This window comes from Streptomyces sp. NPDC002076, assembly GCF_053593835.1.
This window is the reverse complement of the sequence record NZ_JBSFDI010000006.1, coordinates 138,338-161,853: the sequence shown is the minus strand read 5'-3', so window position 1 is coordinate 161,853 and position 23,516 is coordinate 138,338. Positions and strand designations below refer to the sequence as shown.

17 protein-coding genes, 1 tRNA gene and 1 pseudogene are annotated in these 23,516 nt (G+C 70.8%); 12 read left to right on the top strand and 7 right to left on the bottom strand.

The window, feature by feature from the left end; all coding sequences use genetic code 11:
* Positions 1-11: 11 nt before the first annotated feature.
* Together ACWCQS_RS15180 and ACWCQS_RS15175 are read right to left on the bottom strand one after the other, a co-directional pair.
* Positions 12-1,472, bottom strand: coding sequence for an aminopeptidase P family protein (locus ACWCQS_RS15180; protein WP_451004848.1), 1,461 nt, complete (start codon positions 1,470-1,472; stop codon positions 12-14).
* A gap of 365 nt (positions 1,473-1,837) precedes the next feature.
* Complete coding sequence (locus tag ACWCQS_RS15175) at positions 1,838-3,355, bottom strand: SpoIIE family protein phosphatase (RefSeq protein WP_451004847.1); 1,518 nt, start codon at positions 3,353-3,355, stop codon at positions 1,838-1,840.
* A 494-nt stretch (positions 3,356-3,849) separates the two neighbouring features.
* Here ACWCQS_RS15175 and ACWCQS_RS15170 point away from each other — a divergent pair, with 494 nt between their 5' ends.
* Together ACWCQS_RS15170 and ACWCQS_RS15165 are read left to right on the top strand one after the other, a co-directional pair.
* The gene (locus ACWCQS_RS15170) at positions 3,850-4,536 is read left to right on the top strand and encodes a bifunctional DNA primase/polymerase (protein WP_451004846.1); all 687 of its coding nucleotides are present in this window, start codon (positions 3,850-3,852) and stop codon (positions 4,534-4,536) included.
* Positions 4,537-4,818: 282 nt separating this feature from the next.
* Positions 4,819-5,436: a hypothetical protein gene (locus ACWCQS_RS15165; RefSeq protein WP_451004845.1), complete on the top strand. Its 618-nt coding sequence runs from the start codon at positions 4,819-4,821 to the stop codon at positions 5,434-5,436.
* Positions 5,437-5,679: 243 nt separating this feature from the next.
* Here the strand turns inward: ACWCQS_RS15165 and ACWCQS_RS15160 are convergent, their stop codons facing one another.
* The 3 genes from ACWCQS_RS15160 to ACWCQS_RS15150 all read right to left on the bottom strand — a co-directional run bounded on the left by ACWCQS_RS15160 (position 5,680) and on the right by ACWCQS_RS15150 (position 9,338).
* A complete protein-coding gene (locus ACWCQS_RS15160; protein ID WP_450986021.1) occupies positions 5,680-6,645 on the bottom strand; it encodes a DUF5926 family protein in 966 nt (321 codons plus the stop codon).
* A 1,054-nt stretch (positions 6,646-7,699) separates the two neighbouring features.
* Positions 7,700-8,338: an ATP-binding protein gene (locus ACWCQS_RS15155; RefSeq protein ID WP_451005077.1), complete on the bottom strand. Its 639-nt coding sequence runs from the start codon at positions 8,336-8,338 to the stop codon at positions 7,700-7,702.
* Between the two features lie 169 nt (positions 8,339-8,507).
* Complete coding sequence (locus ACWCQS_RS15150) at positions 8,508-9,338, bottom strand: glycerophosphodiester phosphodiesterase (protein ID WP_451004844.1); 831 nt, start codon at positions 9,336-9,338, stop codon at positions 8,508-8,510.
* A gap of 262 nt (positions 9,339-9,600) precedes the next feature.
* Here ACWCQS_RS15150 and ACWCQS_RS15145 point away from each other — a divergent pair, with 262 nt between their 5' ends.
* The 3 genes from ACWCQS_RS15145 (at position 9,601) to ACWCQS_RS15135 (ending at position 14,060) form a co-directional block, all read left to right on the top strand.
* The gene (locus tag ACWCQS_RS15145) at positions 9,601-11,121 is read left to right on the top strand and encodes a trypsin-like peptidase domain-containing protein (protein WP_451004843.1); all 1,521 of its coding nucleotides are present in this window, start codon (positions 9,601-9,603) and stop codon (positions 11,119-11,121) included.
* Positions 11,122-11,341: 220 nt separating this feature from the next.
* Positions 11,342-11,426 (top strand) — tRNA-Ser (locus ACWCQS_RS15140).
* Between the two features lie 366 nt (positions 11,427-11,792).
* The gene (locus ACWCQS_RS15135) at positions 11,793-14,060 is read left to right on the top strand and encodes a hypothetical protein (RefSeq protein WP_451004842.1); all 2,268 of its coding nucleotides are present in this window, start codon (positions 11,793-11,795) and stop codon (positions 14,058-14,060) included.
* 910 nt (positions 14,061-14,970) lie between these two features.
* On the opposite strand, the gene ACWCQS_RS15130 is transcribed toward ACWCQS_RS15135, so the two are convergent.
* On the bottom strand, positions 14,971-15,186 hold the full coding sequence (locus ACWCQS_RS15130) for a hypothetical protein (RefSeq protein WP_451004841.1): 216 nt from the start codon (positions 15,184-15,186) through the stop codon (positions 14,971-14,973).
* A gap of 722 nt (positions 15,187-15,908) precedes the next feature.
* Positions 15,909-16,787: a bifunctional DNA primase/polymerase gene (locus tag ACWCQS_RS15125; RefSeq protein ID WP_451004840.1), complete on the bottom strand. Its 879-nt coding sequence runs from the start codon at positions 16,785-16,787 to the stop codon at positions 15,909-15,911.
* 369 nt (positions 16,788-17,156) lie between these two features.
* Between ACWCQS_RS15125 and ACWCQS_RS15120 the strand changes: the two genes are divergently transcribed.
* The 7 genes and pseudogenes from ACWCQS_RS15120 to ACWCQS_RS15090 all read left to right on the top strand — a co-directional run bounded on the left by ACWCQS_RS15120 (position 17,157) and on the right by ACWCQS_RS15090 (position 23,488).
* Positions 17,157-17,474, top strand: a complete 318-nt coding sequence (locus tag ACWCQS_RS15120; RefSeq protein WP_451004839.1) for a hypothetical protein — start codon at positions 17,157-17,159, stop codon at positions 17,472-17,474.
* Positions 17,475-17,690: 216 nt separating this feature from the next.
* Entirely contained in the window at positions 17,691-18,626 is a 936-nt protein-coding gene (locus tag ACWCQS_RS15115; protein WP_451004838.1) for a bifunctional MaoC family dehydratase N-terminal/OB-fold nucleic acid binding domain-containing protein, read from the top strand.
* A 91-nt stretch (positions 18,627-18,717) separates the two neighbouring features.
* Positions 18,718-18,891: pseudogene (locus ACWCQS_RS15110) on the top strand (acyl-CoA dehydrogenase family protein); the annotation flags it as partial.
* A 27-nt stretch (positions 18,892-18,918) separates the two neighbouring features.
* Complete coding sequence (locus ACWCQS_RS15105; RefSeq protein ID WP_451005076.1) at positions 18,919-19,317, top strand: MaoC family dehydratase; 399 nt, start codon at positions 18,919-18,921, stop codon at positions 19,315-19,317.
* Positions 19,314-20,480: a lipid-transfer protein gene (locus ACWCQS_RS15100; RefSeq protein WP_451004837.1), complete on the top strand. Its 1,167-nt coding sequence runs from the start codon at positions 19,314-19,316 to the stop codon at positions 20,478-20,480. Before ACWCQS_RS15105 ends, ACWCQS_RS15100 begins: the two co-directional genes overlap by 4 nt.
* A gap of 612 nt (positions 20,481-21,092) precedes the next feature.
* On the top strand, positions 21,093-21,686 hold the full coding sequence (locus ACWCQS_RS15095) for a SigE family RNA polymerase sigma factor (RefSeq protein ID WP_451004836.1): 594 nt from the start codon (positions 21,093-21,095) through the stop codon (positions 21,684-21,686).
* Positions 21,687-21,832: 146 nt separating this feature from the next.
* The gene (locus tag ACWCQS_RS15090) at positions 21,833-23,488 is read left to right on the top strand and encodes a long-chain fatty acid--CoA ligase (RefSeq protein WP_451004835.1); all 1,656 of its coding nucleotides are present in this window, start codon (positions 21,833-21,835) and stop codon (positions 23,486-23,488) included.
* Positions 23,489-23,516 lie beyond the last annotated feature (28 nt).

Genomic DNA, 23,516 nt, shown 5'->3' with positions numbered 1-23,516 from the left:
TGAAACGCAGATCAGCCCTTGAGCGCGGCCATCCACGCCTCGACCTCGTCGGAACGGCGCGGCAGGCCCGCCGAGAGGTTCCTGTTGCCGTCCTCGGTGACGAGGATGTCGTCCTCGATGCGGACGCCGATGCCCCGGTACTCCTCCGGCACGGTCAGGTCGTCGGCCTGGAAGTACAGCCCCGGCTCGACCGTCAGCACCATGCCGGGCTCCAGGACGCCCTCGACGTAGGTCTCGGTCCGCGCGGCGGCGCAGTCGTGGACGTCCATGCCGAGCATGTGGCCGGTGCCGTGCAGGGTCCAGCGGCGCTGCAGGCCCAGCTCCAGGACGCGCTCGACCGGGCCCTCGACCAGGCCCCACTCGACGAGCTTCTCGGCGAGCACGCGCTGGGCGGCGTCGTGGAAGTCGCGGTACTTGGCGCCCGGCTTGACCGCCGCGATACCGGCCTCCTGGGACTCGTACACGGCGTCGTAGATCTTCTTCTGGATTTCGCTGTACCTGCCGTTGACGGGCAGCGTGCGCGTGACGTCGGCGGTGTACAGCGTGTGGGTCTCCACGCCCGCGTCCAGCAGGAGCAGGTCGCCGGAGCGGACCGGGCCGTCGTTGCGGACCCAGTGCAGGGTGCAGGCGTGCGGGCCGGCCGCGCAGATGGAGCCGTAGCCGACGTCGTTGCCCTCCACGCGCGCGCGGAGGAAGAACGTGCCCTCGATGTAGCGCTCGCTCGTGGCCTCGGCCTTGTCGAGGACCTTCACCACGTCCTCGAAGCCGCGGACCGTGGAGTCGACGGCCTTCTGCAGCTCGCCGATCTCGAACTCGTCCTTGACCAGCCGGGCCTCGGAGAGGAAGACACGCAGCTCCTCGTCCCGCTCGGCGGTGACCTTGTCGGTCAGCGCGGCCTCGATGCCGGCGTCGTAGCCGCGCACCACGCGCACCGGGCCGGTGGCCTCGCGCAGCTTGCCGGCCAGCTCGCGCACATCGGCGGCCGGGATGCCGTACAGCGCCTCGGACTCGGCGAGCGAGTGGCGGCGGCCGACCCACAGTTCGCCCTGGCCGGAGAGCCAGAACTCGCCGTTCTCGCGGTCGGAGCGGGGCAGGAGGTAGATCGTCTCCTCGTGGCCGCCGTCCTTCGGCTCCAGGACGAGGACGCCGTCCTCGGTCTGGTTGCCGGTGAGGTACGCGTACTCGACGGAGGAGCGGAAGGGGTACTCGGTGTCGTTCGAGCGGGTCTTCAGGTTGCCCGCCGGGATCACCAGGCGCTCGCCCGGGAAGCGGGCGGAGAGCGCGGCGCGGCGGCGGGCGGTCTCGGCGGCCTGCGGAATCGGCTCCAGGTCACGCAGCTCCGTGTCGGCCCAGCCGGACTTCATGTTCTCGGCAAGCTCGTCGGAGACGCCCGGGTACAGGCCGTTCTTCCGCTGCTTGATGGGCTCCTCGGACTCAGTCTCCGGGGTCTCCGGGTTGAGCTCGTCGGACACGTGTTCCTCCTCGGTACGGCGTGTGATCTCCCCCGGCGGCCCGCGCTGCTCGCGATCGTGTCGGAGCGGGGCCTCCATCATCGTACGTTCGTACCGTGGGCGGACCCCGGTCGGATGACCTGTTATGCCCGGTCATGCATCCCGATGCTCGGCCGAAGCGACAGCGGGTCGGTGCTGGGTCGAGGCGGGCTGTCGGTTGCGGGGTGGTGGTCGGTGGAGGTGGGGCGTCGGCTGCGGGGTGGTGGTCGGTGGGAGCGGGCCGGCCGCTGCGGATGGTGCTCGGTCAGGCCGCAGCGGGGCGGTGGTCGGTCGTAGCGGGCCGGCCGCTGCGGATGGTGCTCGGTCAGGCCGCAGCGGGGCGGTGGTCAGTCGAAGCGGGCCGCCAGCAGCACCACGTCCTCCTCGCCGTCGGCCGCGTCCAGGCCGTCCGGCAGGACCGTGCGCAGGACGTGGTCGGCGATGGCGCCGGGGTCCTGGCGCAGCGCGCGCGGGGTGCTCGCGGCGGCCGCGTGCAGGTGGGCGAAGGCGCGGTCCATCGGGTCGCCGGTACGGTGCAGCAGCCCGTCGGTGTAGAGCAGGACCGTCTCCCCGGCCTCCGCCTCGATCTCGACGCTCGGCGCCTCCCAGCAGGCGAGCATGCCGAGCGGAGCGGAGACGGAGGTCTCGGCGAACTCGGTGCGCCGCTCGCCGATCAGCAGCGGCGGGCTGTGTCCGGCGCCGGCCAGGGTGATCTTGCCCAGGGCGGGCTCGCAGTAGGCGAACAGCGCGGTGGCCGAGCGGGCGGGCTCGGTCAGCCGCAGCAGCAGCTCCAGGTCGGACAGGACGGCGACCGGGTCCTCGCCCTCCATCACGGCGTACGCGCGCATGCTGGCGCGCAGCCGGCCCATCGCGGCCACGGCGCTCGGGCCGGAGCCGGTGACCGAGCCGACGGACAGGCCGAGCGCGGCCTCCGGCAGCGGTAGCGCGTCGTACCAGTCACCTCCGCCGTGCGGGCCGGTGCGGTGCCGGGCGGCGAGCTGGACGCCTGGGACGCGGGGCAGCCGGGTGGGGAGCAGTTCCTCCGTGATGGTCGCCATGTGCGCGCGGGCGCGTTCCACCTCCAGCAGCCGGGCGAGGTGCTCGGTGGCGTGCCGGATGTAGAGGCCGGCGAGGTGGCGCTGCCGCTCATGGGGTTCGGCCGGTTCGTCGTAGAGCCAGACGGCGGCGCCGAGGCGGCCGGCGGCCTCGCTCGCGAGGGGCAGTGCGTAGCTGGCGGCGTAGCCGAGGCGGGCGGCCACCTCGCGGTGCCGGGGGTCGAGGCCGGCCTCGGCGAGCAGGTCGGGGTGGACGATCTCGGCGGTCGTGCCGGTGTCGTACGGCAGCGCGCCGCGTGGGACGGTCTCGATGTGGCCGAGGTCGGCGCGGCCGAGGCCGAGGCCGAGGGTGGTGCGGGGGCCGAGTCCGTCGCCGGGTTCCAGGGCGACCAGGCCACGTCGGGCGCCGACGAGGGCGGCTCCGGCGCGCAGGAGTTCGTGGAGGGCCGGTTCCAGTGCGTTCGTGCGGGACAGGCGCTCGGTGAGTTCGTGGAGGGTCGTGAGGTCCGAGACCCAGCCGGCCAGCCGGTCCTGGAGGAGAGTGCCGGGCGCGGGGGTGTTCGGCGCGGGGACGGGAGCGGGGTCGGGGGAGGGACCGGCGCCGGCGGCGGGGGGAGTGGGCGCGACAGTGTGTGCGGGCGTCGGAACCGTTGGATCGATTCCAGCCACTTTCGGAGGGTGCGGGGCGTTCATGGCGTCCGGCTCTCGGACCGGTGCGTATTGCTGAAAAGCATCGCGAACCCCCATGGCATTCTGCGCCGCTAGCAGTGTCTCCACATGTACACGCACTCGTGAGGGGATGTCCAGCATTGTCCTGCAGGGATTCCTGGTGTCCATGAGCCGTACGAGGTTTCCCCTGAACCCCTTGCCTTACTGCCAAGTTGGCTGAAAACTGCACCAGGTATCGGTCCATTGCGGTCGACTGGCCTTGCTCCACGGAGCGTCACAGCGGTCGTGATGGGTACGTACTCGGTGAAGACCAGGGGTGGTTGGGGGCCACCCGGAACCTGGCGACGGACCCGGGCGTCTTAGCCACCGACGGCCGAGCCCCATCCTCCCGCGGCGGAGGCGGAGAGAAACACGCGCGACGGCAAAACGCCATACTTCGCCACCCCCGCGCCGCACCCGTGCTTTTGTCAGACGCACTATGGACGCGGACGCGGCCCATGCTCGACCCCTTGGGGTTCCCCCTGCCGTGCGCAGGGGTGTGATGCGCCAACAGGTACGCACAGTGAAGTGATCGACACATGGTGTGATGTGGACCACGGTGTTGCCAGCGGTGCAACGGAAAGGAACGAGCGCTCATGCGCGAGATCCTCGGAAGGCGACGCAGGCTCCTGTCCAGGCGGAACGACGGGAGGCCCGGGCGGAACGACGAGAGGCCTGAGCTGATCGGCGCGGCCCTGACCTTCGCGACCGAGTGGCAGTGGCCGGTACTCCCGGGCGTGGCCCCGGACCCGCAGGGGCGGGCCCGCTGCGCCTGCCCCGACCCCGAGTGCACGGTGCCCGGTGCGCACCCCTTCGATCCCGGCCTGCTCGCCGCCACGACCGACGCCCGCATGGTGCGCTGGTGGTGGACCAACCGGCCGAGCGCGCCGGTCGTCCTGGCCACCGGCGGCAAGGCGCCCTGCGCGGTCAGCCTGCCGGCGCTCGCCGCCTCCCGCGCCCTCGCCCTGCTCGACCGGCGGGGCATGCGCCTCGGCCCGGTGATCGCCTCCCCGTCCCGCTGGGCGCTGCTGGTGAAGCCGTACTCCATGGAGCAGTTGGGTGAACTGCTCTACGCCAAGGACTTCGTCCCCGGCTCGCTGCGCTTCCACGGCGAGGGCGGCTATCTCGCCCTGCCCCCGTCCGAGACCGGCCAGGGCGCCGTCCGCTGGGAGCGCGCACCGCTGCCGGGTTCGGCCGCGCCCTGGGTGCCCGACGTGGAGGCCGTGGTGGACGCCGTGGTCGACGCCCTCACTCGTACGGGTGTGAGCGCGCCCGAGTTGTAGGGGTGTCGGGCGCGGGCAGGGCCGCGAGCCCCGCCGGCTCGTTATGTTCCGCACATGCTGCGAAATTCTGGGGGACAGGGGACTCGGTTCTCCGGGAGGCCTTCCGGGCGGCACGGCCGCCGATCGGCACGGGGCGCGGCGCGGCCGGCGCGGGCGGCGGGTGCGCCATCGCCGGGTGCGCGGGCGGCGGGCGTACGGCCGACCGGTGTGCGGCCGGCAGGTGTACGTCCGGCGGGTGTGCTGCTGGTGGGTGTGCGCCGACCGGACTCTCGAACGCTGCGGATGCTCGCGCTCGTGGCCGCCGTGACGGCCGCGGTCGTGCTGCCGCTGGCCGTGGCGTCCGCGGGACAGGTGGGCAAGGCGGTCCGGCACGCGGTGGCCGGGAAGGCATCGGGCGCCGTACGGGCCTCAGGGCGGCAGGACGCCTCCGGGGGCGACGGGGACTCCGGCCGGCCTGACGGGGGCTCCGGGTACGAGGACGGCAAGCTGCCCTCGCTCGACCGGGCCCCTCGGCTGCTCGGGCTGGGCCTGGCCACCGCCACGCGGTGCGGCCCCCAGCTCACCTCCCCCGACGGCATCGAGGCGCAGACCTGTGTGCTGGCCGAGGGCACCGACACCTGGGCCCGCACCTACTACCGCAACTCCACCGGAAAGTCGCTGGACTCCGCGCTCAGCCTGATGGGCCCGGGCGGCCACAGCCTGGAGACGCGCTGTGTCACCGGTGTCGACGACGAACCCGCCACCTGCGAGACACCCCGTGAGCACAGCCGGGGCGGCATGGACGCCTACACGGCCGTCACCGAGTTCGCCACGCACGGGGCCGACGGTGCCCTGCTGCTGCGCTCGGGCAGCAACTCGGCGGACGCCGACGGCAACTCCGCCTCCACCGACGGGAGTTGATGCTCCACAGCGCGTCGTACACCGTACGCGGACATGGAAAGACCCGGTTGCTGGCGACGGGGGATGCACCAGCAACCGGGCTACTGGAACGGTAACAAGAGATCGGCGGTTCGCAAATTCCGTCTGGGGCATTCGGCCACCGATTTCCCTGTCGCCAAGGGCGAGTTGTGACAGGAGTCACCTGTTCCGCCGGCCGTGCGCGCGCCTTACCGACCGTTCAGTCCTCGGACGCGCGCGACGGCCTCAGCTGAGCGTGACCTGCCGGTTGGTAAGGCCGCCGCGCGCCCGGCGCTCGTCCGGCGTGAGCGGCTCGGTGGCGGCCAGGGCGGCGGCGAGCCGCTCGGCGAACTCGGCGGCCGGCTTCTCCACGTCGTCCGCGGTGACCCCGCTCGGCAGGTCCCAGACCGGCACGGTGAGGCCGTGAGCACGGAAGGAGCCCACGAGCCGGGTGCCCTCGCCGAGGTGGGAACGGCCCGCCGCGTGCAGCCGCGCGAGAGCGTCCAGAAGCTGCTCCTCCGGATGCGGCATCACCCAGCGCAGATGGTTCTTCTCCGGGGTCTCGCACCAGTACGCGGCGTCCACCCCGCTCAGCCTCGCCGTCGGGATGGCGGCGGCGTTGGCCCGCTCCAGGGAGGCGGTCACCTCGGGCGTGGCGTTCTCCGCGTCCGGCACCCAGAACTCGAAGCCGCTCTGCACCTCCGGTTCGAACGGCGCCTGGAGGTCGAGCAGATCCTGCAGCCGCGGACCGCCGGCCGGGGCGCGGCGGCCCTGCACCGGGGTGCCGGGCGCGGCCTGGAGGGCGCGCTGGAGGGTGTCGGCGAGGTCGCGGCTGAGGTCACCGGACGCCGTGTCGTTCTGCAGGCCGAGCAGGATCGACCCGTCGTCTCGGCGCAGCGCGGGCCAGGCCATCGGCAGCACCGTGGCCAGCGTGACCGACGGGACGCCCTCGGGCAGGCCGTCCTTGAGGGTCAGCTCGACCGTCGCCGCCGGCACCAGCTCGCGCAGCGCCACCCAGTCGCACTCCCCGGGCAGCCCCTCGAACGGGCGGTGCACCAGCTCGGTCGCCGCGTGCGCCGCGGCCCGGCCGTGGCACGCCTTGTAGCGCCGGCCGCTGCCGCAGGGGCAGGGCTCGCGGGCGCCGACAACCGGGACTTCCGCATCGCTGAGCTGCGGCCGCTCGGCCTTCGTCTGGGGTCGCTTCTTGGCCATCGTGGGTGTCTCCCGGTTGCGGCTCTTCTCGTACGGCGGGAGCCTAGCCGTTCAGGCCATGACCGGCTGGAACCTGTGGACAACGCACGCCCGCTCGACTCCAACGGTGTGAACCTGTGGACAACTTCGGGGTGTCCTGCGGCGTGGCCGAGGCCTTGCCGACGGGGGGCTCGACGGCTGGTACGGCCCTCGACGGTCGGTGCGGTCCACGACGGTCGGTGCGGTCGACGACGGAGGGTCCGGTTCATGACAGTCGGCACTGGTCTCGACTGCCGGTCCGGTCCATGACGGCCGGTCGGGGCATCGACGGCGGGTCCGGCGCTCGACTGCCGGTCCGGTCCACGACGGCCGGTCGGGGCATCGACGGCGGGTCCGGCGCTCGACTGCCGGTCCGGTCCATGACGGCCGGTCGGGGCATCGACGGCGGGTCCGGCGCTCGACTGCCGGTCCGGTCCACGACGGCCGGTACGGGCCACCACTGCCGGTCCGGTCCATGACGGCCGGTCCGATCCTCGACTGCCCGTACGGTCCACGACTGCCAGCGCTGGTCCTCGACGGCCGGTGCTGAAGCTGGGCCTTCGTCTGCCAGTCCAGGGCGCCTCGCGTTCCGTCCGCGGGGCCAGGATCCCGGCCTCCGTCCGCCGGTGCGGCTCTCGGCCTCCGTCCGCCCAGCCAGGCTCGCTGCCTCCATCCACCGATGCAGCCCTAGGCCAGGGCTCCCTCCGCCGGGCCAGGTCAACGACCGTGTCCCTCGGCCGGGTCGACCAGCGCGTGGCTCCGGTCCTCGAGCTCCGGCGGGTCCAGTTCCGTGCCCGCGTCCGTCGGCCGGTGTCAGGCACCGCGTGACTCAGGCGCTCGATCACGCCCGCCGGCCCAGCTGCTCGGGGTGTCCGACAGTCCAGGCCCTCGGGCCGTGTCCGTCGGTCCCGGGTCCTCGACCGCGTCCAGCGGTCCGGACCTCCGACCGTGTCCATCAGTCCAGGCCCTCGTGCCATATTCGTCAGTCCAGGCCCTCGTGCCGTATTCGTCAGTCCAGGCCCTCGTGCCGTACCCGTCAGTCCAAGTCCTCGAACGCGTCCGCGAAGTTCAGGTCGGGCAGGTGCGGGATCGCGGGGGAGGTGACGCGCGTAGCGAGACCGTTTCGGTGGCACCCGGCATCGGGATCGTGGACGTCCCTGTGGACCACCACCCAGACCGTCACCTCGCCGTGGATGTCGTCCCGTACGCCCCAGTCGTCGGCGAGCGCCGTGATGATGTTCAGCCCGCGGCCACCGTGCGCGGTCACCGACGGGGTGGCCGGAGCCGGGCGGGTCGGACCGCCGCCGTCCGTCACCTCGACGATGAGCCGCCCCCGCCCGTCGACCCGCCACGCGGCGCGCACATCGCCGTCGCCGGCCGGCGCGTCGCCCAGGGGTCGCCCGTGTTTGCAGGCATTGCTCAGCAGTTCGGAAAGGATCAGTACGGCATCGTCGATGACCGATTCGGACACACCACCGCTGCGCAACTGCGAACGCATCCGGTGTCTCGCCTTCCCCACGCCCGCAGGGCCATGGGGTACGGCCATGCTCGACGACGTGGGCACCTCCTGTGCCACCACCAACGCCACCCCCGAGACCTCCTTTGCCCCACGCCACGGTGTGGATGCCCCATTGGCCTGTACCGGAAACCGGCCAATCCCCTTCCGGTGACGCATTCGCAACGGCTCTGCACGGAACGAACGCGCCGGAGCACTCCCTGTGACGAAGGCCTTTACAGGTGGTCGTCGCATGGCTGGATTTCATTGGTGTGGCCGAGAGGGGAGAATTCAGCAGCCGCACAGCGGGGTCAAGGGACGGGCGCAGCTCCTTACCGGCCTCTTGAGGTCACACCCGTCCCAGCTGACGCAGGACCGCGAGCGGGCGGTTGGTGATGACGGCGTCGATGCCCAGCTCCACGCAGAGATCGACGTCCTCGGGCTCGTTCACGGTCCACACGTGCACCCGGTGACCGGCTCGCTGCAGTCGCTCCACATAGGCGGGGTTGTTGCGCACGATACGGATCGAGGGTCCCGCGATCCGCACGCCCGCGGGCAGCCGTCCGTCGCGCAGCCGCGGTGTGAGGAACTGCACAAGGTAGACCGTCGGCAGCGTCGGCGCGGCGACACGCACGCGGTGCAGCGAGCGCGCCGAGAAGCTCATGACCCGGACCTGGGACTCGGCGGCGGAGGCCGGCGCGTCCAGGCCGAACCGCTTCAGCAGCGTCAGCAGCCGCTCCTCGACCTGGCCGGCCCAGCGCGTGGGGTGCTTGGTCTCGATGGCCAGCTCCACCCGCCGCCCGGCGTCCGCGACCAGCTCCAGCAGCCGCTCCAGGGTGAGTACCGAGGTCTCCTCGCGGTCCTCCGGCCGGTGTTCCCAGTCGGGCTCCTCGACCCGTCCGTGCCAGCTCTCGCGCGTCTTCCAGGAACCGAAGTCGAGGGCGGCGAGATCGGCCAGTTCCAGCGCGGAGACGGCGCCGCGGCCGTTGGAGGTCCGGTTCACGCGCCGGTCGTGGACGCAGACCAGATGGCCGTCGGCGGTCAGCCGTACGTCGCACTCGAGGGCGTCGGCGCCGTCCTCGATCGCCTTCTTGTAGGCGGCCAGGGTGTGTTCGGGCGCGTCCTCGGAGGCGCCCCGGTGGGCGACGACCTGGACGGAGCGCTGTAGTGCGTGGGTCACCGCGTCATGGTGCCACCGTCCGGGGGTGCGCGGGGCGGCTCGGGAGGCACAAGGTGCCCGTTTATGTAACTTTTGCCGGTAAGGCCCTATATAAAGACTGGTCAGGGATCCATAGCCACCGCTTATGGTGCTCTGACGGCTCGTGGGAAAAGCTGACTGCATACAAACGGAACCAGTGAAGACTGGCCACAGCACCATGCACAGCTGCCGAGCGTGACCGAGTGCGACCGAACACAACAGCCGTGGACCGAGGAGAAGAGCTGTGAGCACCGAGAACGAGGGCAACGAGGTACCCCAGGCCCCGTCCGCACCTCCTGTGCCGGTGGCCTCTCCCGCCACACCCCCGCAGGGCGCCCCCGGGGGGAACGAGCCGACGGCTCCCCTCCCGCCAGTACCCCAGGAGTCTCCCGCCGTGGCCGAACCCCAGCCGGGCGGGCCCGCCGCCCCGCACCCCTCCACCCCGCACGCCTCCGGCCCGTCGGCCCCTGGTTCGGCCCCCGACGGCTCCTGGCCGCCTCCGCCGCCGGCCAACCCGCCCTACGGCGAGGGCGCGTCCTACGGTGACGGCGGTGCTGGTGCCGCCGACGGCTTCGGTGGAGCGGGCGGCGCGGGCGGCGCCGGCGGCTGGGGAGCGTCGTACCAGCAGCCCGCGCCCAAGCCGCGCAGCGGGCGCGGCGGTCTGGTGGCCGCCGTCCTGGTGGCCGCGCTGGTCGCGGGCGGCCTGGGCGGCGGCCTCGGCTACACCCTGGCCAAGGACAACGACAACAGCGGCTCCACCACCGTCTCCGCCTCCGACAACGGCGCCACCCAGGTCAGGCGCGCGCCCGGCACGATCGCCAACGTGGCCGCCAAGGCGCTGCCCAGCACCGTCACCATCGAGGCCGAGAGCACCAACGGCGAGGGCGGCACGGGCACCGGGTTCGTCTTCGACACCCAGGGCCACATCGTCACCAACAACCACGTGGTGGCGGACGCGCTCGACGGCGGCAAGCTGACCGCGACGTTCCCGAACGGCAGGAAGTACGACGCCGAGGTCGTGGGCCACGCCCAGGGCTACGACGTGGCGGTCATCAAGCTCAAGAATCCCCCGTCCGATCTCAAGCCCCTCGCCCTCGGCGACTCCGACAAGGTGGCCGTGGGCGACGAGACGATCGCCATCGGCGCGCCTTTCGGCCTGTCCAACACGGTGACGACCGGCATCATCAGCGCCAAGAACCGTCCGGTGGCCTCCAGCGACGGCAGCTCCACCAGCAAGGCGTCGTACATGAGCGCGCTGCAGACCGACGCGTCGATCAACCCGGGCAACTCCGGCGGCCCGCTGCTGGACGCCGCCGGTGCGGTCATCGGCATCAACTCGGCGATCCAGTCGACCAGCAGCGGCGGCTTCGGCTCCGGCCAGTCCGGCTCGATCGGCCTGGGCTTTGCCATCCCGATCAACCAGGCCAAGTACGTCGCCCAGCAGCTGATCAAGACCGGCAAGCCGGTGTACGCCAAGATCGGCGCCTCCGTCTCGCTGGAGGACTCCACCGGCGGCGCGAAGATCACCGACCAGGGCGCGGGCGGCTCCGCCGCGGTCGAGTCCGGCGGCCCCGCCGACAAGGCCGGCCTCAAGCCGGGTGACGTGATCACCAAGCTGGACGACATGGTGATCGACAGCGGCCCGACCCTGATCGGCGAGATCTGGACGCACAAGCCCGGCGACAAGGTCACGATCACCTACAAGCGCGGCGGTCAGGAACACACGACCGACCTGACCCTGGGCTCCCGCGTCGGCGACAACTGAAGCCCGACGACCGCACGCACGCGTGGGGGCGCTTCTCACCAGAGCGGCGCCCCTCGCCGCGCCGGGCCGCGCGTGCCGGCTCGGACGCCGACCGCCTGTCACCACGCGCCCACCCTGGGTTCCGTACCGGCCCCCGGGGCTCCGCAACGGACCACACCACCCGCCGGACGCTCGATCCCGGTACGCTGTACCCGCTCCGCCCCAGGTGGGACGGGGCCGAGGTGGGTTGCCCGAGCGGCCTAAGGGAACGGTCTTGAAAACCGTCGTGGCGCGAGTCACCGTGGGTTCAAATCCCACACCCACCGCGCAGATGAACGGCCCCTGACCAGGTGAAAAGGTCAGGGGCCGTCGCGTTGCGCGGTGCCCGCTCGGCACCGTGATTCCCCGTGGTTCCCCACACGATCGGGCACGGATGGGGCACGGGCACCTTCTGGTCCGTAGCTATAGAGAGATCGATCAACTGAGGTCGCAGAGGCCCTCACGAGGTCCCCCAGAGACGCTGCTGGTCGAGGTCGGTTGCTGGGGTTGCTGTACTTCGCTGCTGTCCTGCAACTCCCTTGCTGCCAGGCCATTGTCAATGCACCCGCCGGCTTGCCTGGCGGAGTGAGACCGGTCCAACAGTGTGCGCTATCGTCCGGATGCTTGTTCCCGTTTACTTCGCAGGGAGCTTCATGCGCCTCAAGAAGGTCTCGCTCACGGCGGCGATATCCCTCCTCGCCGGGCTGACCACCACCGTTGTCGGCCTCAGCAGTAATGCCTGGGCCGATACTGCAGTGCCACTGTCGCTGCCCCACTACTCGCACATGCTGGTCGACCCGGCTCACCAGCACCTGTTCTTCAGCAGTGGGGTCGGTAACAGCACCATCCTGGTGACCGACTACGACGGCGTCACTGTCCGCACCATCGACAACGAGCCCGGGGCGATCGGCCTGGCTCTGTCCCCCGACGGCAGCACCGTCTATGCAGCGCTCTACAACGGCGACGCCATCTCGGCCATCGACACCACATCGCTGAACGAGGCCCACCGCTACAGCACCGGCGCCGGCAGCGAGCCTCGGAGCGTCGCCTGCACTGGCGGCAAGGTCTGGTTCGGCTACGGCGGAGCAGCCGAGGGGAACATCGGGTCGATCGACACCAGTAGCGACCCGGCGAGCGTCACCCTCAACACCGCCGGCGGGTGGTACAGCGCGCCGACGCTGGCCGCCGACCCATCGGCGCCGGGAACGCTCCTCGCCGCTGACCAGGACACCAGTCCGCCTTATCTGACGCGCTACGACGTGTCCTCGGGCACTCCGGTTGTCGGCGTGCGCCGTTGGCTGCAGGACTCGTCCGACGTGAGCGACATGCAGATCACGCCGGACGGGCAGGACGTGGTGCTGGCGACCGGAGCGCCGTACTACCACCAGGTCTTCAAGCTCTCCGACCTCTCAGCAGACGGCACCTACCCCAGCACGTCTTACCCGAACTCGGTGGCGATCGCGCCGGACGGCGCTGTCGCCGCGGGCAGCAACGCGTCCTATGACAAGGACGTCTACGTCTACCAGGCCCACCAGTCGTCCCCGATCAACACGTACGACTTCGGATCCGGTGGCACGCTGGCCAGTTCCGGGCTTGCCTGGGCCCCGGACGAAAGCCGGCTCTTCGCCGTCACGGCCGACGTCTACGGCGCCAACCCCACCCTGCACGTCCTGTCCAACCCCGAGGCGACCGCCTCCGTGCTCACTCTGGCCGGACCGACCACGACTGTCCCGACCCGGCAGCTCAGCCTGACCGGATCGCTCACCTCGGCGAACCCGATTCCCGCTGGGCAGCAGGTCAAGGTGACCCGGGTCGACTCGGCGAACCCGGACGGCATCGCTCTGCCGGACGCCGTCACGGATGCCAACGGCGGATTCACAGTCACGGACACCCCGACAACCGAGGGGGCTACCACCTACCGGGTCTCGTATGTGGGCGACTCCAAGCACCTGTCCGCGAACGCCTCGTACAGCGTCCAGGTGGCCAAGCTGGCCTCCACGATGACCTTGACCGCCCCGGCCACCTCGACCCGCACGGCGCAGCTCACCCTCACCGGCACGCTGGCCAACGGACCGTACACCGCCGGCGAGACGGTCCAGCTCACCAAGAAGGACCTGGCCCACTCCGCCGGATACAGCATCGGCACGGCCACGGTGGGTACGGACGGCAGCTTCACCATCCACGACACCCCGGCCATCGGCGGCAACAACACCTACACGGTGAGCTACCCGGGCGACCACATCCACAAGGGCTCCACCGCATCGGCGACCGTCCAGGTCTCGCGCATGGCCTCGGCCCTGACGGTGACCACCAACGCCTCGACGTACTCCTACGGCGCGACGGCCACGGCCACTGCGCATCTCGGCACCACCTACAACGGCCGTACCGTCTCGATCTACGCGCAGCCCTACGGGGGCACCAAGACGCTGGTCAAGACCGGCACTGTGGACAGCCACGGGAACCTGGTGGCGAGCTACAAGCTCAGCCGGAACACCGTCTTCAGCGCGGTCTTCGCCGGTGACTACCGCTACGCCCCCGTCACTGCCACCCGGACCGTGTATGACCGCGTCAAGGTGGCCGAAACGCTGAGCGGGTACTACACCAGTACCTACTACGGGAGCACCCTTTACCGGGTCTACCACCACACGGCCAAGGAGCAGCTCAACGTCGCGGTCACGCCCAACAAGGCCGGGCAGTGCGCGTACTACCGGGTGCAGCAGTACTACAGCGGCGCCTGGCACACGCTGACCACCTCGCCCTGTTTCGCCCTCGGCTCCGCAAGCACCGGCGCTGGATCGGTGAGCCTGAGCAATGCGATCAACGGCAAGTTCCGCATGGCCGCTGAGTACGTTCACAGCAGCAAGGACAACACCAATGTCAGCACCTGGGGTGCCTGGCAGTACTTCACCGTCAGGAGCTGAGCCGCAATCCTGACAGCTCGACCGTGAGATGACGAAGGGCCCGCCCGACCACCTCGGGCGGGCCCTTCGTGCACCCTTGGTCGCGGAGCGGGGTCACGGCGTGGCGTCCCCCGGGCGCTCTGGGCCCGCGGCGTCTGGATCAGTCCAGCGCGCGTGGTCGGGCATCTGACTGGGCCGGTCAAGCCGCACTCAGAAGCCGAAGAAGTGAAGGGCCGGGTCTCTGACCTGCGGCCGTGTGATTGATCAACGCTGCGACCTGCGACTTAGCTGTCGGTGGTTGTCAGCGTTGGTCGTCGTTGAGCACCCCCGCACGGCCCAGAGACGGCCCGAGCGGGGGTGTCGTACATGGCACCTCGATGCGAACTACGGGCGGGGCGGTCGCTGAGGTTTGCTGGGCTGGCCAGCCAGCCGGATGCGTGCAGTGATGGTCTCCTGCGGTTGTACCGGTTGCTGTACTTCGCTGCTGTACGGCAACCGGCTCCACCTCATCGACCCTGCTTCCGTTGTCTACGACGCAACCCAACGACACTGGCGATGGCGACGAAGAAACTGCCGCCTACTGTCATAGGGAGGTCAGAGGCGAAGGGCCTTAGAGGGGGGTGTTCAAGAAAGGCTCGGTCGAACGCAAATCCGATCAGGGCGCCTGTCAGTGTGATCGCCCACAAGAGCAGTATGAGCAACCATGTGCTCCGGGTGCTCAGCCAAGAAGTCATTGGATCATCATGCACCCGACGGAGCGCCGACCACAGCGCCGGGTCGCCAGTTTGGAAGATCGCGTATGCGGATCCCGCCTGAGCTGGCAAAACGCTGGCCTGCGCGTTCCTGGGCTGCGCGCCGTGGTTCCCCGCTGTTCCCCGTCGGTCGCCGCCCTATCGGGCACGCATGGGGCACGGTGGCTGGCTGCCTGCGGCTACGACGACAGAGTCAGCTTCCTGCGCCGGACGAATCGACGGCAGGCTACCCAGAGGTTGATCAAGAACAGCACTGATCCGGCGATGGGCCAGCCCACTGACCCACCATCGCGGTAGGTCTCGATACCGATCACCAGCAGTAGTGAACCGACCGCCACGCCCATCAGGTCGAGGAAGATGTCTGCCTGCCTCGTGATCTTCGAAAGGTTGGCCATGGCTTGATCGTGACAGGTGAACTTGGTCGCCGCCAAGGTCGAGTGCTCGCCGACAGCTGCACCTTGCCAAGCCCCCCTCGACCGGTCGGCCGACCACCCCGCCACGGCACCACGTCAGGGATCGATTCCCCGGCCGCAGGCGAGTCCGGCTGCCCTACAGGTAAAACGGTCATAAATATGCATGAATGGATGTAATCGGACATTAAACGGAATAAACTGGACATCGTGCAGCCGAGGGGTGCATCACCGGGACAGTCTCGACGCCAGGAGAAGCTCAATGACCTACGGAACGATGGCCGCTCCCGAGTCCACCCCCCGCGCGAACGCCGCTTTGGCTGCTGACTGCGAGGTGTGCAACGGCTGGGGAAGCGTGATCACTTTCGAAGGGCGGCACGAACTGTGTCAGGCCTGCCAGTCGTCCACCGAACGCGGGTGCCACGACAGCACCTGATTTCAGGGGGCGTGAGGCCCATGCATGCATTGTGGATCAACAACTTCTTGTCCATGTGCGGGTCGCACCAGACAGAGCGGTCGGCGTAGCGACTTTGGCCGGGAGCTGCTTTGGCGCGAGTGATCATGGCCCCGTAAGCTTCCGGCGCGTCGGGCAGTCTGTGCGTGGCGCGAGTCACCGTGGGTTCAAATCCCACACCCACCGCGGATGTCGGAAAGGGGCGCCCTCCTCAGGGGGCGCCCCTTTCACGTGCTGCGTCGGGTTCTCGCCGTCACGGCCGGTGTCCCGTCATCCGTGCTGCCGAGGCGATCGTCGCGCGGGCCTCGCGTTCGGACAGGCCGGTGTGGCGAGCGGCCTCGGTCAGGGGGTCGGCCAGGGCGGGGCCGATGCCGTTCTCGTAGGCGCGGCAGGCCGCCCAGAAGAGGCGGGTGTTGCGCTGGCCCTCGTGCGCGGAGAGGACGAACTGGACCAGGCCGCGGCCGTGGTCGCCGGACACCGCAGGATGCGGATGCGGATCCGGGGGCCGGGGCGGCGGCACCAGCAGGCGCAGCAGGGACGGCGGACAGGGGGCGGGGGCCAGGTGCGCGGTGCCGGGGGCGGTCGTGTACACGCCGTGGTCGGTGCGGGAGCCGGGGCCGACGAGGTAGCCGCCGGCGCCGCGGATGTCGATGCCGGGGGCGAGACGCCCGGCGGAGTTCGGTACGACGACGTCCGGCGGGCCGGTGAGCCACAGGTGACGCCCGCTGCTCGGGGTGCGGACGACGACCGTCTCCGGAATGGTGAACAGATGGCGCAGGGCCAGTTCGCGCAGTGCGGTCGAGGAGTTCGTGCCGGACTTGGTGTCCAGGTCGACGCCGATCAGGTGGTACGGCGGCAACCCGCAGGCGATGCCGTAGCCGGTGGCCCAGGGTGCGGCGGCGAACAGCTCGCGGATGCGGACGGGGTCGGTCGAGGCGTCGTACACGCCGTGGCCGAGGCGGCCGCACTCGCCGTGGCAGCGCGGTCCGGCCGGGTCGGGGTCGTCGCGGTGGGGGGAGCGCAGGGCCGGGAGCTTCGTCCGGGACAGGGGGATGACGGCCAGTCCGCGTTCGGCGGCTGACAGAGCGTGTGCGAGGGCCAGCGTCGTGGCCTGCCGGTCGGTGTAGGCCATGCCTTCATGTTCGTACGTACGTTCGAAAAAGGGAAGAGGAGGCGGTGGTGACGCGCCGGGGCGGGGGAGATTGGCCGGATATGTGGCGGAACGATTCGTCACTTGTGTCACTTGGCGAGGGAAAGCACCGCCTGATCCCTCATGGTGGGTGAAGTGGCGAAAGATGGCGATAGGGGTTTATCGACTTTTCATCACGCTTGCGTGCGAATCAGATCTTCCGGGGTGGTTCGCCGAGGATTCGGTGGGCAACTCTGATCTCGCGACGTCGTCCACGACAGTCAGAGCGGTCGGCCAACTGCCCTGACACAAGCCGTACTTCACGTACTTCCGGCCCTAGGGCCGCAGAGTTCTCGGTTCTGGAGGAACAACATGGCAAGCATCCGTACCGCCCGCGTCCTCGCCGCCGTCGCCGCGCTCCCGCTCGCAGCCGCCCTGTTCAGCGGCGTCGCGGCCGCAGACAACGGCTCCTTCGCGGACAACGGATCGAGCGCCAACACCGGTGTGGCGGGCATCATCGGCAGCGGAGTCGGCCACAACAACAACGGCAACTCGTCGACCACGCAGCAGAACGCGGTCGGCAACGGTGCCTCGAACCAGAGCAACACCGCCCAGGTCAACGGCTCCGCCTGGACGGCCGTCCAGCAGGGCAACGAGAACGTGGCCATCCACTTCACCCGCCTGTGGTGAGCCTCGGGCGAGGTCCCTCCCGGTAAGGGGCCTCGTGGGGTGTGCTTCGGGGTCGTAACACGTCCGCGCGGCGGTACTTCGGTGCCGCCGCGCAGGCGTTTTCCCGCGCCCGTTCCGCGCCGACGGCGACCTTGACACCCCTCGCTATCTGACGGACAGTCAGAAACTGTCCTGTCGGGTACGCGAGGCCGGGAGCGAGGCCGGGAGGGGGCGGCGATGAGCACGGCGGAGAGGGGCCACGACCCGCTCGGCGCGCGGCTCAAGGCGTACGAGGGGCGGCCGGCCGCCGTCGCCGGGAAGGGCAAGGACCCGGTGAACGCGCCGATGATCCGGCACTGGTGCGAGGCCATGGGCGACACCAACCCTGCCTACTCCGGGCCGGACGCCATCGCCCCGCCCACCATGCTGCAGGCCTGGACGATGGGCGGCCTGTCGGGGCACGAGGGCCGCACGGGTGCCTACGACGAGCTGCTGTCGCTCCTCGACGCCTCGGGCTGTACGGCCGTGGTGGCCACCGACTGCGAGCAGGAGTATCCACGGGCCCTGCGCCCGGGTGACCAGGTCACCTTCGACTCGGTGATCGAGTCGGTCTCCGACCGCAAGACGACGAAGCTGGGCACCGGCTACTTCGTCACGACCCGCACGGACATCCGCGTCGACGGCGACCTCGTGGGCACGCACCGCTTCCGCATCCTCAAGTACGCCCCGGCCCACCAAAATCTCCCGGCCCCCCGTCCCCGCCCGGTGGTCAACCGGGACAACGCCGGGTTCTGGCAGGGCGTGGCCGAGCACAAACTCCTCATCCAGCGCTGCGCGGACTGCGGCACCCTGCGCCACCCCTGGCTGCCGGGCTGCAACGCATGCGGCTGCCTGGACTGGGACACGGTCGAGGCGAGCGGCGCGGGGACGGTCCACTCGTACGTGGTGATGCACCACCCGCCCTTCCCGGCCTTCGATCCTCCCTACGCGGTCGGCCTCGTCGAACTCGCCGAGGGCGTGCGGATGGTGAGCAATGTGATCGGGGTGCCCTACGACAAGGTGCGCATCGGGTTGCCCGTCCAGGCGGAGTTCCGCACCTACGAGGACGCGGAGGGCGCGCAGGTCCTCCCGGTCTTCCGGGTCGTCGACGGCCACGGCGAGGGCGGGGCCTGACATGGACTTCACGCCCACCGAGGCCCAGGGCGAGGCCCGTGACCTGGCCGCGCGGATCTTCGGCGACCTCTCCACCCACGAACGCCTCAAGGAGGCGGGGCAGAGGGTGGTGCACACCGGTCAGCATCTGCTCGGCGGAGCGGGAGCCGATCTCGACCATCCCGTGCACCGGCGCTTCCTGTGGGGCAGACAGCTGGTCGCCCATCTGGGCTCTGGGGCCGAAGTGCTCCAGGAACTGGGGGACTTGACCGCGAGTGGGGAGTGAGCCATGAGGACCGCGCCGGCGACGGCACTGACGGCGGGCGCCGAGCTGCCCCCGCTGGAGATCCCGGTCACGCGGACGCTGATCGTGGCGGGGGCGATCGCGTCGCGGGACTACCAGGACGTGCACCACGACGCCGAGTCGGCCAGGCAGAAGGGCTCACCGGACGTCTTCATGAACATCCTGACGACGAACGGCCTGGTCGGCAGATACATCACGGACCACTTCGGCCCGACGGCGACGCTCCGCAAAGTCGCCATCAGGCTCGGGGTGCCCAACTATCCGGGAGACACGATGGTGCTGACCGGCACGATCGAGGCGGTCGACGGCGACACCGCCACCGTACGGGTCGTCGGCGCCAACGCCCTTGGCAGACATGTCGAGGGCACGGTGACGGTCACCGTCCCGGACGCGGAGGGCCGCTCATGAGCGTCCGGGCCCGCGACACCCTGGCCGGCCGCGCCGCGATTGCCGGGATCGGGGCCACCGAGTTCTCCAAGGACTCCGGGCGCAGCGAGCTGCGGCTGGCCGTGGAGGCGGTGCGGGCCGCGCTGGACGACGCGGGGCTGGCTCCGGCGGACGTGGACGGGATGGTGACGTTCACCATGGACACCAGCCCGGAGATCACGGTGGCCCAGGCCTGCGGGATGGGCGAGTTGTCCTTCTTCTCCCGGGTGCACTACGGCGGCGGTGCGGCCTGCGCGACCGTGCTCCAGGCGGCGCTCGCGGTGGCGACGGGCGTGGCGGAGGTCGTGGTCTGCTACCGCGCCTTCAACGAACGCTCGGGCCGCAGATTCGGCGCCGGCGTACAGCACCGGGAGCCCTCGGCGGAGGGCGCGGCGCTCGGCTGGGTGCTGCCGTTCGGGCTGCTCACCCCGGCCTCCTGGGTGGCGATGGCGGCCCAGCGGTATCTGCACGCGTACGGGCTGACGCCGGAGGTGTTCGGGCATGTGGCCGTGCTGGACCGCAAGTACGCGGCGACCAACCCGGCGGCGTACTTCCACGGCCGCCCGATCACGCTCGCGGACCACGCGGCGTCCCGCTGGATCGTGGAGCCGCTGCGGCTGCTGGACTGCTGCCAGGAGACCGACGGCGGTCAGGCGCTCGTCGTCACCTCGGTGGAGCGGGCCCGGGACCTGCCGCATCCCCCGGCTGTGATCGCGGCGGCCGCCCAGGGCGCCGGCCGGGCGCAGGAGCAGATGACCAGTTTCTACCGGGACGATCTGACCGGTCTGCCGGAGATGGGCGTGGTGGCCGGCCGGTTGTGGCGATCGTCGGGACTCGGCCCGGCCGACATCGATGTGGGGATTCTCTACGACCACTTCACCCCGTTCGTGCTGATGCAACTGGAGGAGTTCGGGTTCTGCGGAAGGGGGGAGGCGGCGGACTTCGTGGCCGAGGAGCGGCTGCCGCTCAACACACACGGGGGCCAGCTCGGGGAGGCCTATCTGCATGGGATGAACGGCATTGCGGAGGCGGTGCGCCAGCTGCGGGGCACGGCGGTCAACCAGATACCGGGCGCGAGACGGACCCTGGTGACGGCCGGCACCGGGGTGCCCACCTCGGGGCTGGTCCTGACGGCCGACGACTGACCGACGGGCCGCTGCCCAGCCCCGCGACGGGCCGCCGCCCAGCCCCGCGACGGGCCGCCGCCCAGCCGCGCGAGGGGGCCGACCGGCTCCCGCCCTGCCCCGAGACGCCGACCGGCTCCCCGCCCCGGCAGGCCGACCGGCCCCCGCCCTGCCCCGAGACGCCGACCGGCTCCCCGCCCCGGCAGGCCGACGGGCCCCCGCCCTGCCACGAGACGCCGACCGGCTCCCCGCCCCGGCAGGCCGACCGGCTCCCGCCGTGCCCCGAGACGCCGACCGGCTCCCCGCCCCGGCAGGCCGACCGGCCCCCGCCCCGCCCCGAGACGCCGACCGGCTCCCCACCCCCCGGAGTTGCTGACCCGCAGGGCCGAACCACCCCGGGAATGGGCTGGGTCCGCCCGGACTCAGGGTCGTACCCATGCGGGCGGAGCAAGGCCTGATCGGGGCGGAACCAGGTCCGATCGAGGCGGAGTCAGGGTCGTACCCGCACACGGGGTGCACCCGCGCTCCACCTTCAGGAGGTGGAGCCAGCCCCACCCGTACAACCTGAGGGGGACGCCGCTTCGGGACCTGGGGGCGATCCGCCGCAGGGTGGACCACTCCTAGCGTGGAGCCATGACCACACCCGTCTGCACCAGCGCCTCGGCCGCCGCCGCACCAAGGCGGCAGACCCTCCCGCATCCCCGGCTCCGGCCGGGCGGGGAGACTCCGACATATCCGACGTTCGCGTCGTATGTGCGGGCTCGTCAGCCGGTCCTGCTGCGCACCGCCCGCTCGCTCACCGCGAACCTGAGTGACGCCGAGGACCTGCTGCAGACCGCGCTCGCCAAGACCTATGTGGCCTGGGAGCGGATCGAGGACCAGCGGGCGCTGGACGGCTATGTGCGCCGGGCGCTGCTGAACACCCGCACCTCGCAGTGGCGCAAGCGCAGGGTGGACGAGTTCACCTGCGACGAGCTGCCCGAGCCGGAGCCCGTGCCGGGCGACGACGACCCGGCCGAGCGGCAGGCGCTGCACGACGCCATGTGGCGGGCGATCAGCAAGCTGCCGACGCGGCAGCGGGCGATGGTCGTCCTGCGCTACTACGAGGACCTGAGCGAGGCCCAGACCGCCGAGGTGCTCGGGGTGTCCGTGGGCACGGTGAAGTCGGCCGTGTCGCGTGCGCTGGCCAAGCTGCGCGAGGATCCTGAGCTGGGACTGGTCCGCTAGCCGGGCACTTTCCCCGAGTTTTCCCGGGTTTCCTGCCCGAGTTTTCTCCCGAGTGACACACCGCCTAGTGACATACCGTGCGGTATGTGCGCAGAATCAGCGGAACCTCTACCACCGCGTAGGCAGTGCCGCCCCGGGAGGACTCCGTGCTGAGCACCATGCAGGACGTACCGCTGACCGTCACCCGCATCCTGACGCACGGGACGCTGGTGCACGGGCGGTCCCAGATCATCACCTGGACCGGGGAAACCGAGCCGCAGCGGCGCAGTTTCGCCGAGGCCGGAGTGCGCGCGGTACAGCTGGCGAACGCCCTGCGCGACGAACTCGGCGTCCGGGGCGACGACCGGGTCGCCACCCTGATGTGGAACAACGCCGAGCACGTCGAGGCCTACTTCGCGATCCCGTCCATGGGCGCGGTACTGCACACGCTCAATCTGCGGCTGCCCGCCGAGCAGTTGGTGTGGATCGTCAACCACGCGGCCGACAAGGTCATCATCGTCAACGGCTCCCTGATCCCGCTGCTCGCCCCGCTGCTGGCCAAGCTGCCGACGGTCGAGCACATCGTCGTCTCCGGCCCCGGCGACCGCTCCCCGCTCCAGGGCGCGCACGCCCGGATCCACGAGTACGAGGAGCTGATCGCGGACCGCCCCACCACGTACGACTGGCCGGAGCTGGACGAACGCCAGGCCGCCGCCATGTGCTACACCTCCGGCACGACGGGCGACCCCAAGGGCGTGGTGTACAGCCACCGTTCGATCTACCTGCACTCCATGCAGGTCAACATGACCCAGTCGATGGGCCTGACCGACCAGGACACCTCGCTGGTCGTCGTCCCCCAGTTCCACGTCAACGCCTGGGGTCTGCCGCACGCCACCTTCATGACCGGCGTCAACATGCTGATGCCGGACCGCTTCCTCCAGCCGGCGCCGCTCGCCGAGATGATCGAGGGCGAGAAGCCGACCCACGCCGCGGCCGTGCCGACCATCTGGCAGGGCCTGCTCGCCGAGCTGACCAACCGGCCCCGCGACGTCTCCTCCCTCACCCAGGTCACCATCGGCGGCTCCGCCTGCCCGCCCTCCCTCATGGAGGCCTTCGACCGGCTCGGCATGCGCGTCTGCCACGCCTGGGGCATGACGGAGACGTCCCCGCTCGGCACGGTCGCCCGTCCCCCGGCCCACGCGGCCGGTACGGACGAGGAGTTCGCCTACCGCCTCACCCAGGGCCGCTTCCCGGCCGGCGTCGAGGCCCGGCTCAGCGGCCCCGGCGGCGAACGCCTCCCCTGGGACGGCGAGTCGGCGGGCGAGCTGGAGGTGCGCGGCCCCTGGATCGCCGGCGCCTACTACAACGGCCCCGACGCCGAACCGCTGCGTCCCGCCGACAAGTTCAGCGCAGACGGCTGGCTGAAGACCGGTGACGTCGGCACCATCTCCCCCGACGGCTACCTCACCCTCACCGACCGCGCCAAGGACGTCATCAAGTCCGGCGGCGAGTGGATCTCCTCGGTGGAGCTGGAGAACGCGCTGATGTCCCACCCGGACGTCGCCGAGGCCGCGGTGGTCGCCGTACCCGACGAGAAGTGGGGCGAGCGCCCGCTGGCCACGGTCGTCCTGCGGGAGGGCGCCACCGCCGACTTCGAGACCCTGCGCGTCTTCCTCGCCGAGGAGGGGCGCATCGCCCGGTGGCAGCTGCCCGAACGCTGGACGATCGTCGAGTCGGTGCCGAAGACCAGCGTCGGCAAGTTCGACAAGAAGGTGCTGCGCAGGCGATACGCGGACGGGGAACTGGACGTCACCCGCTTGTGACACCGCGGGACGCGCCGGGCAGCGGAGC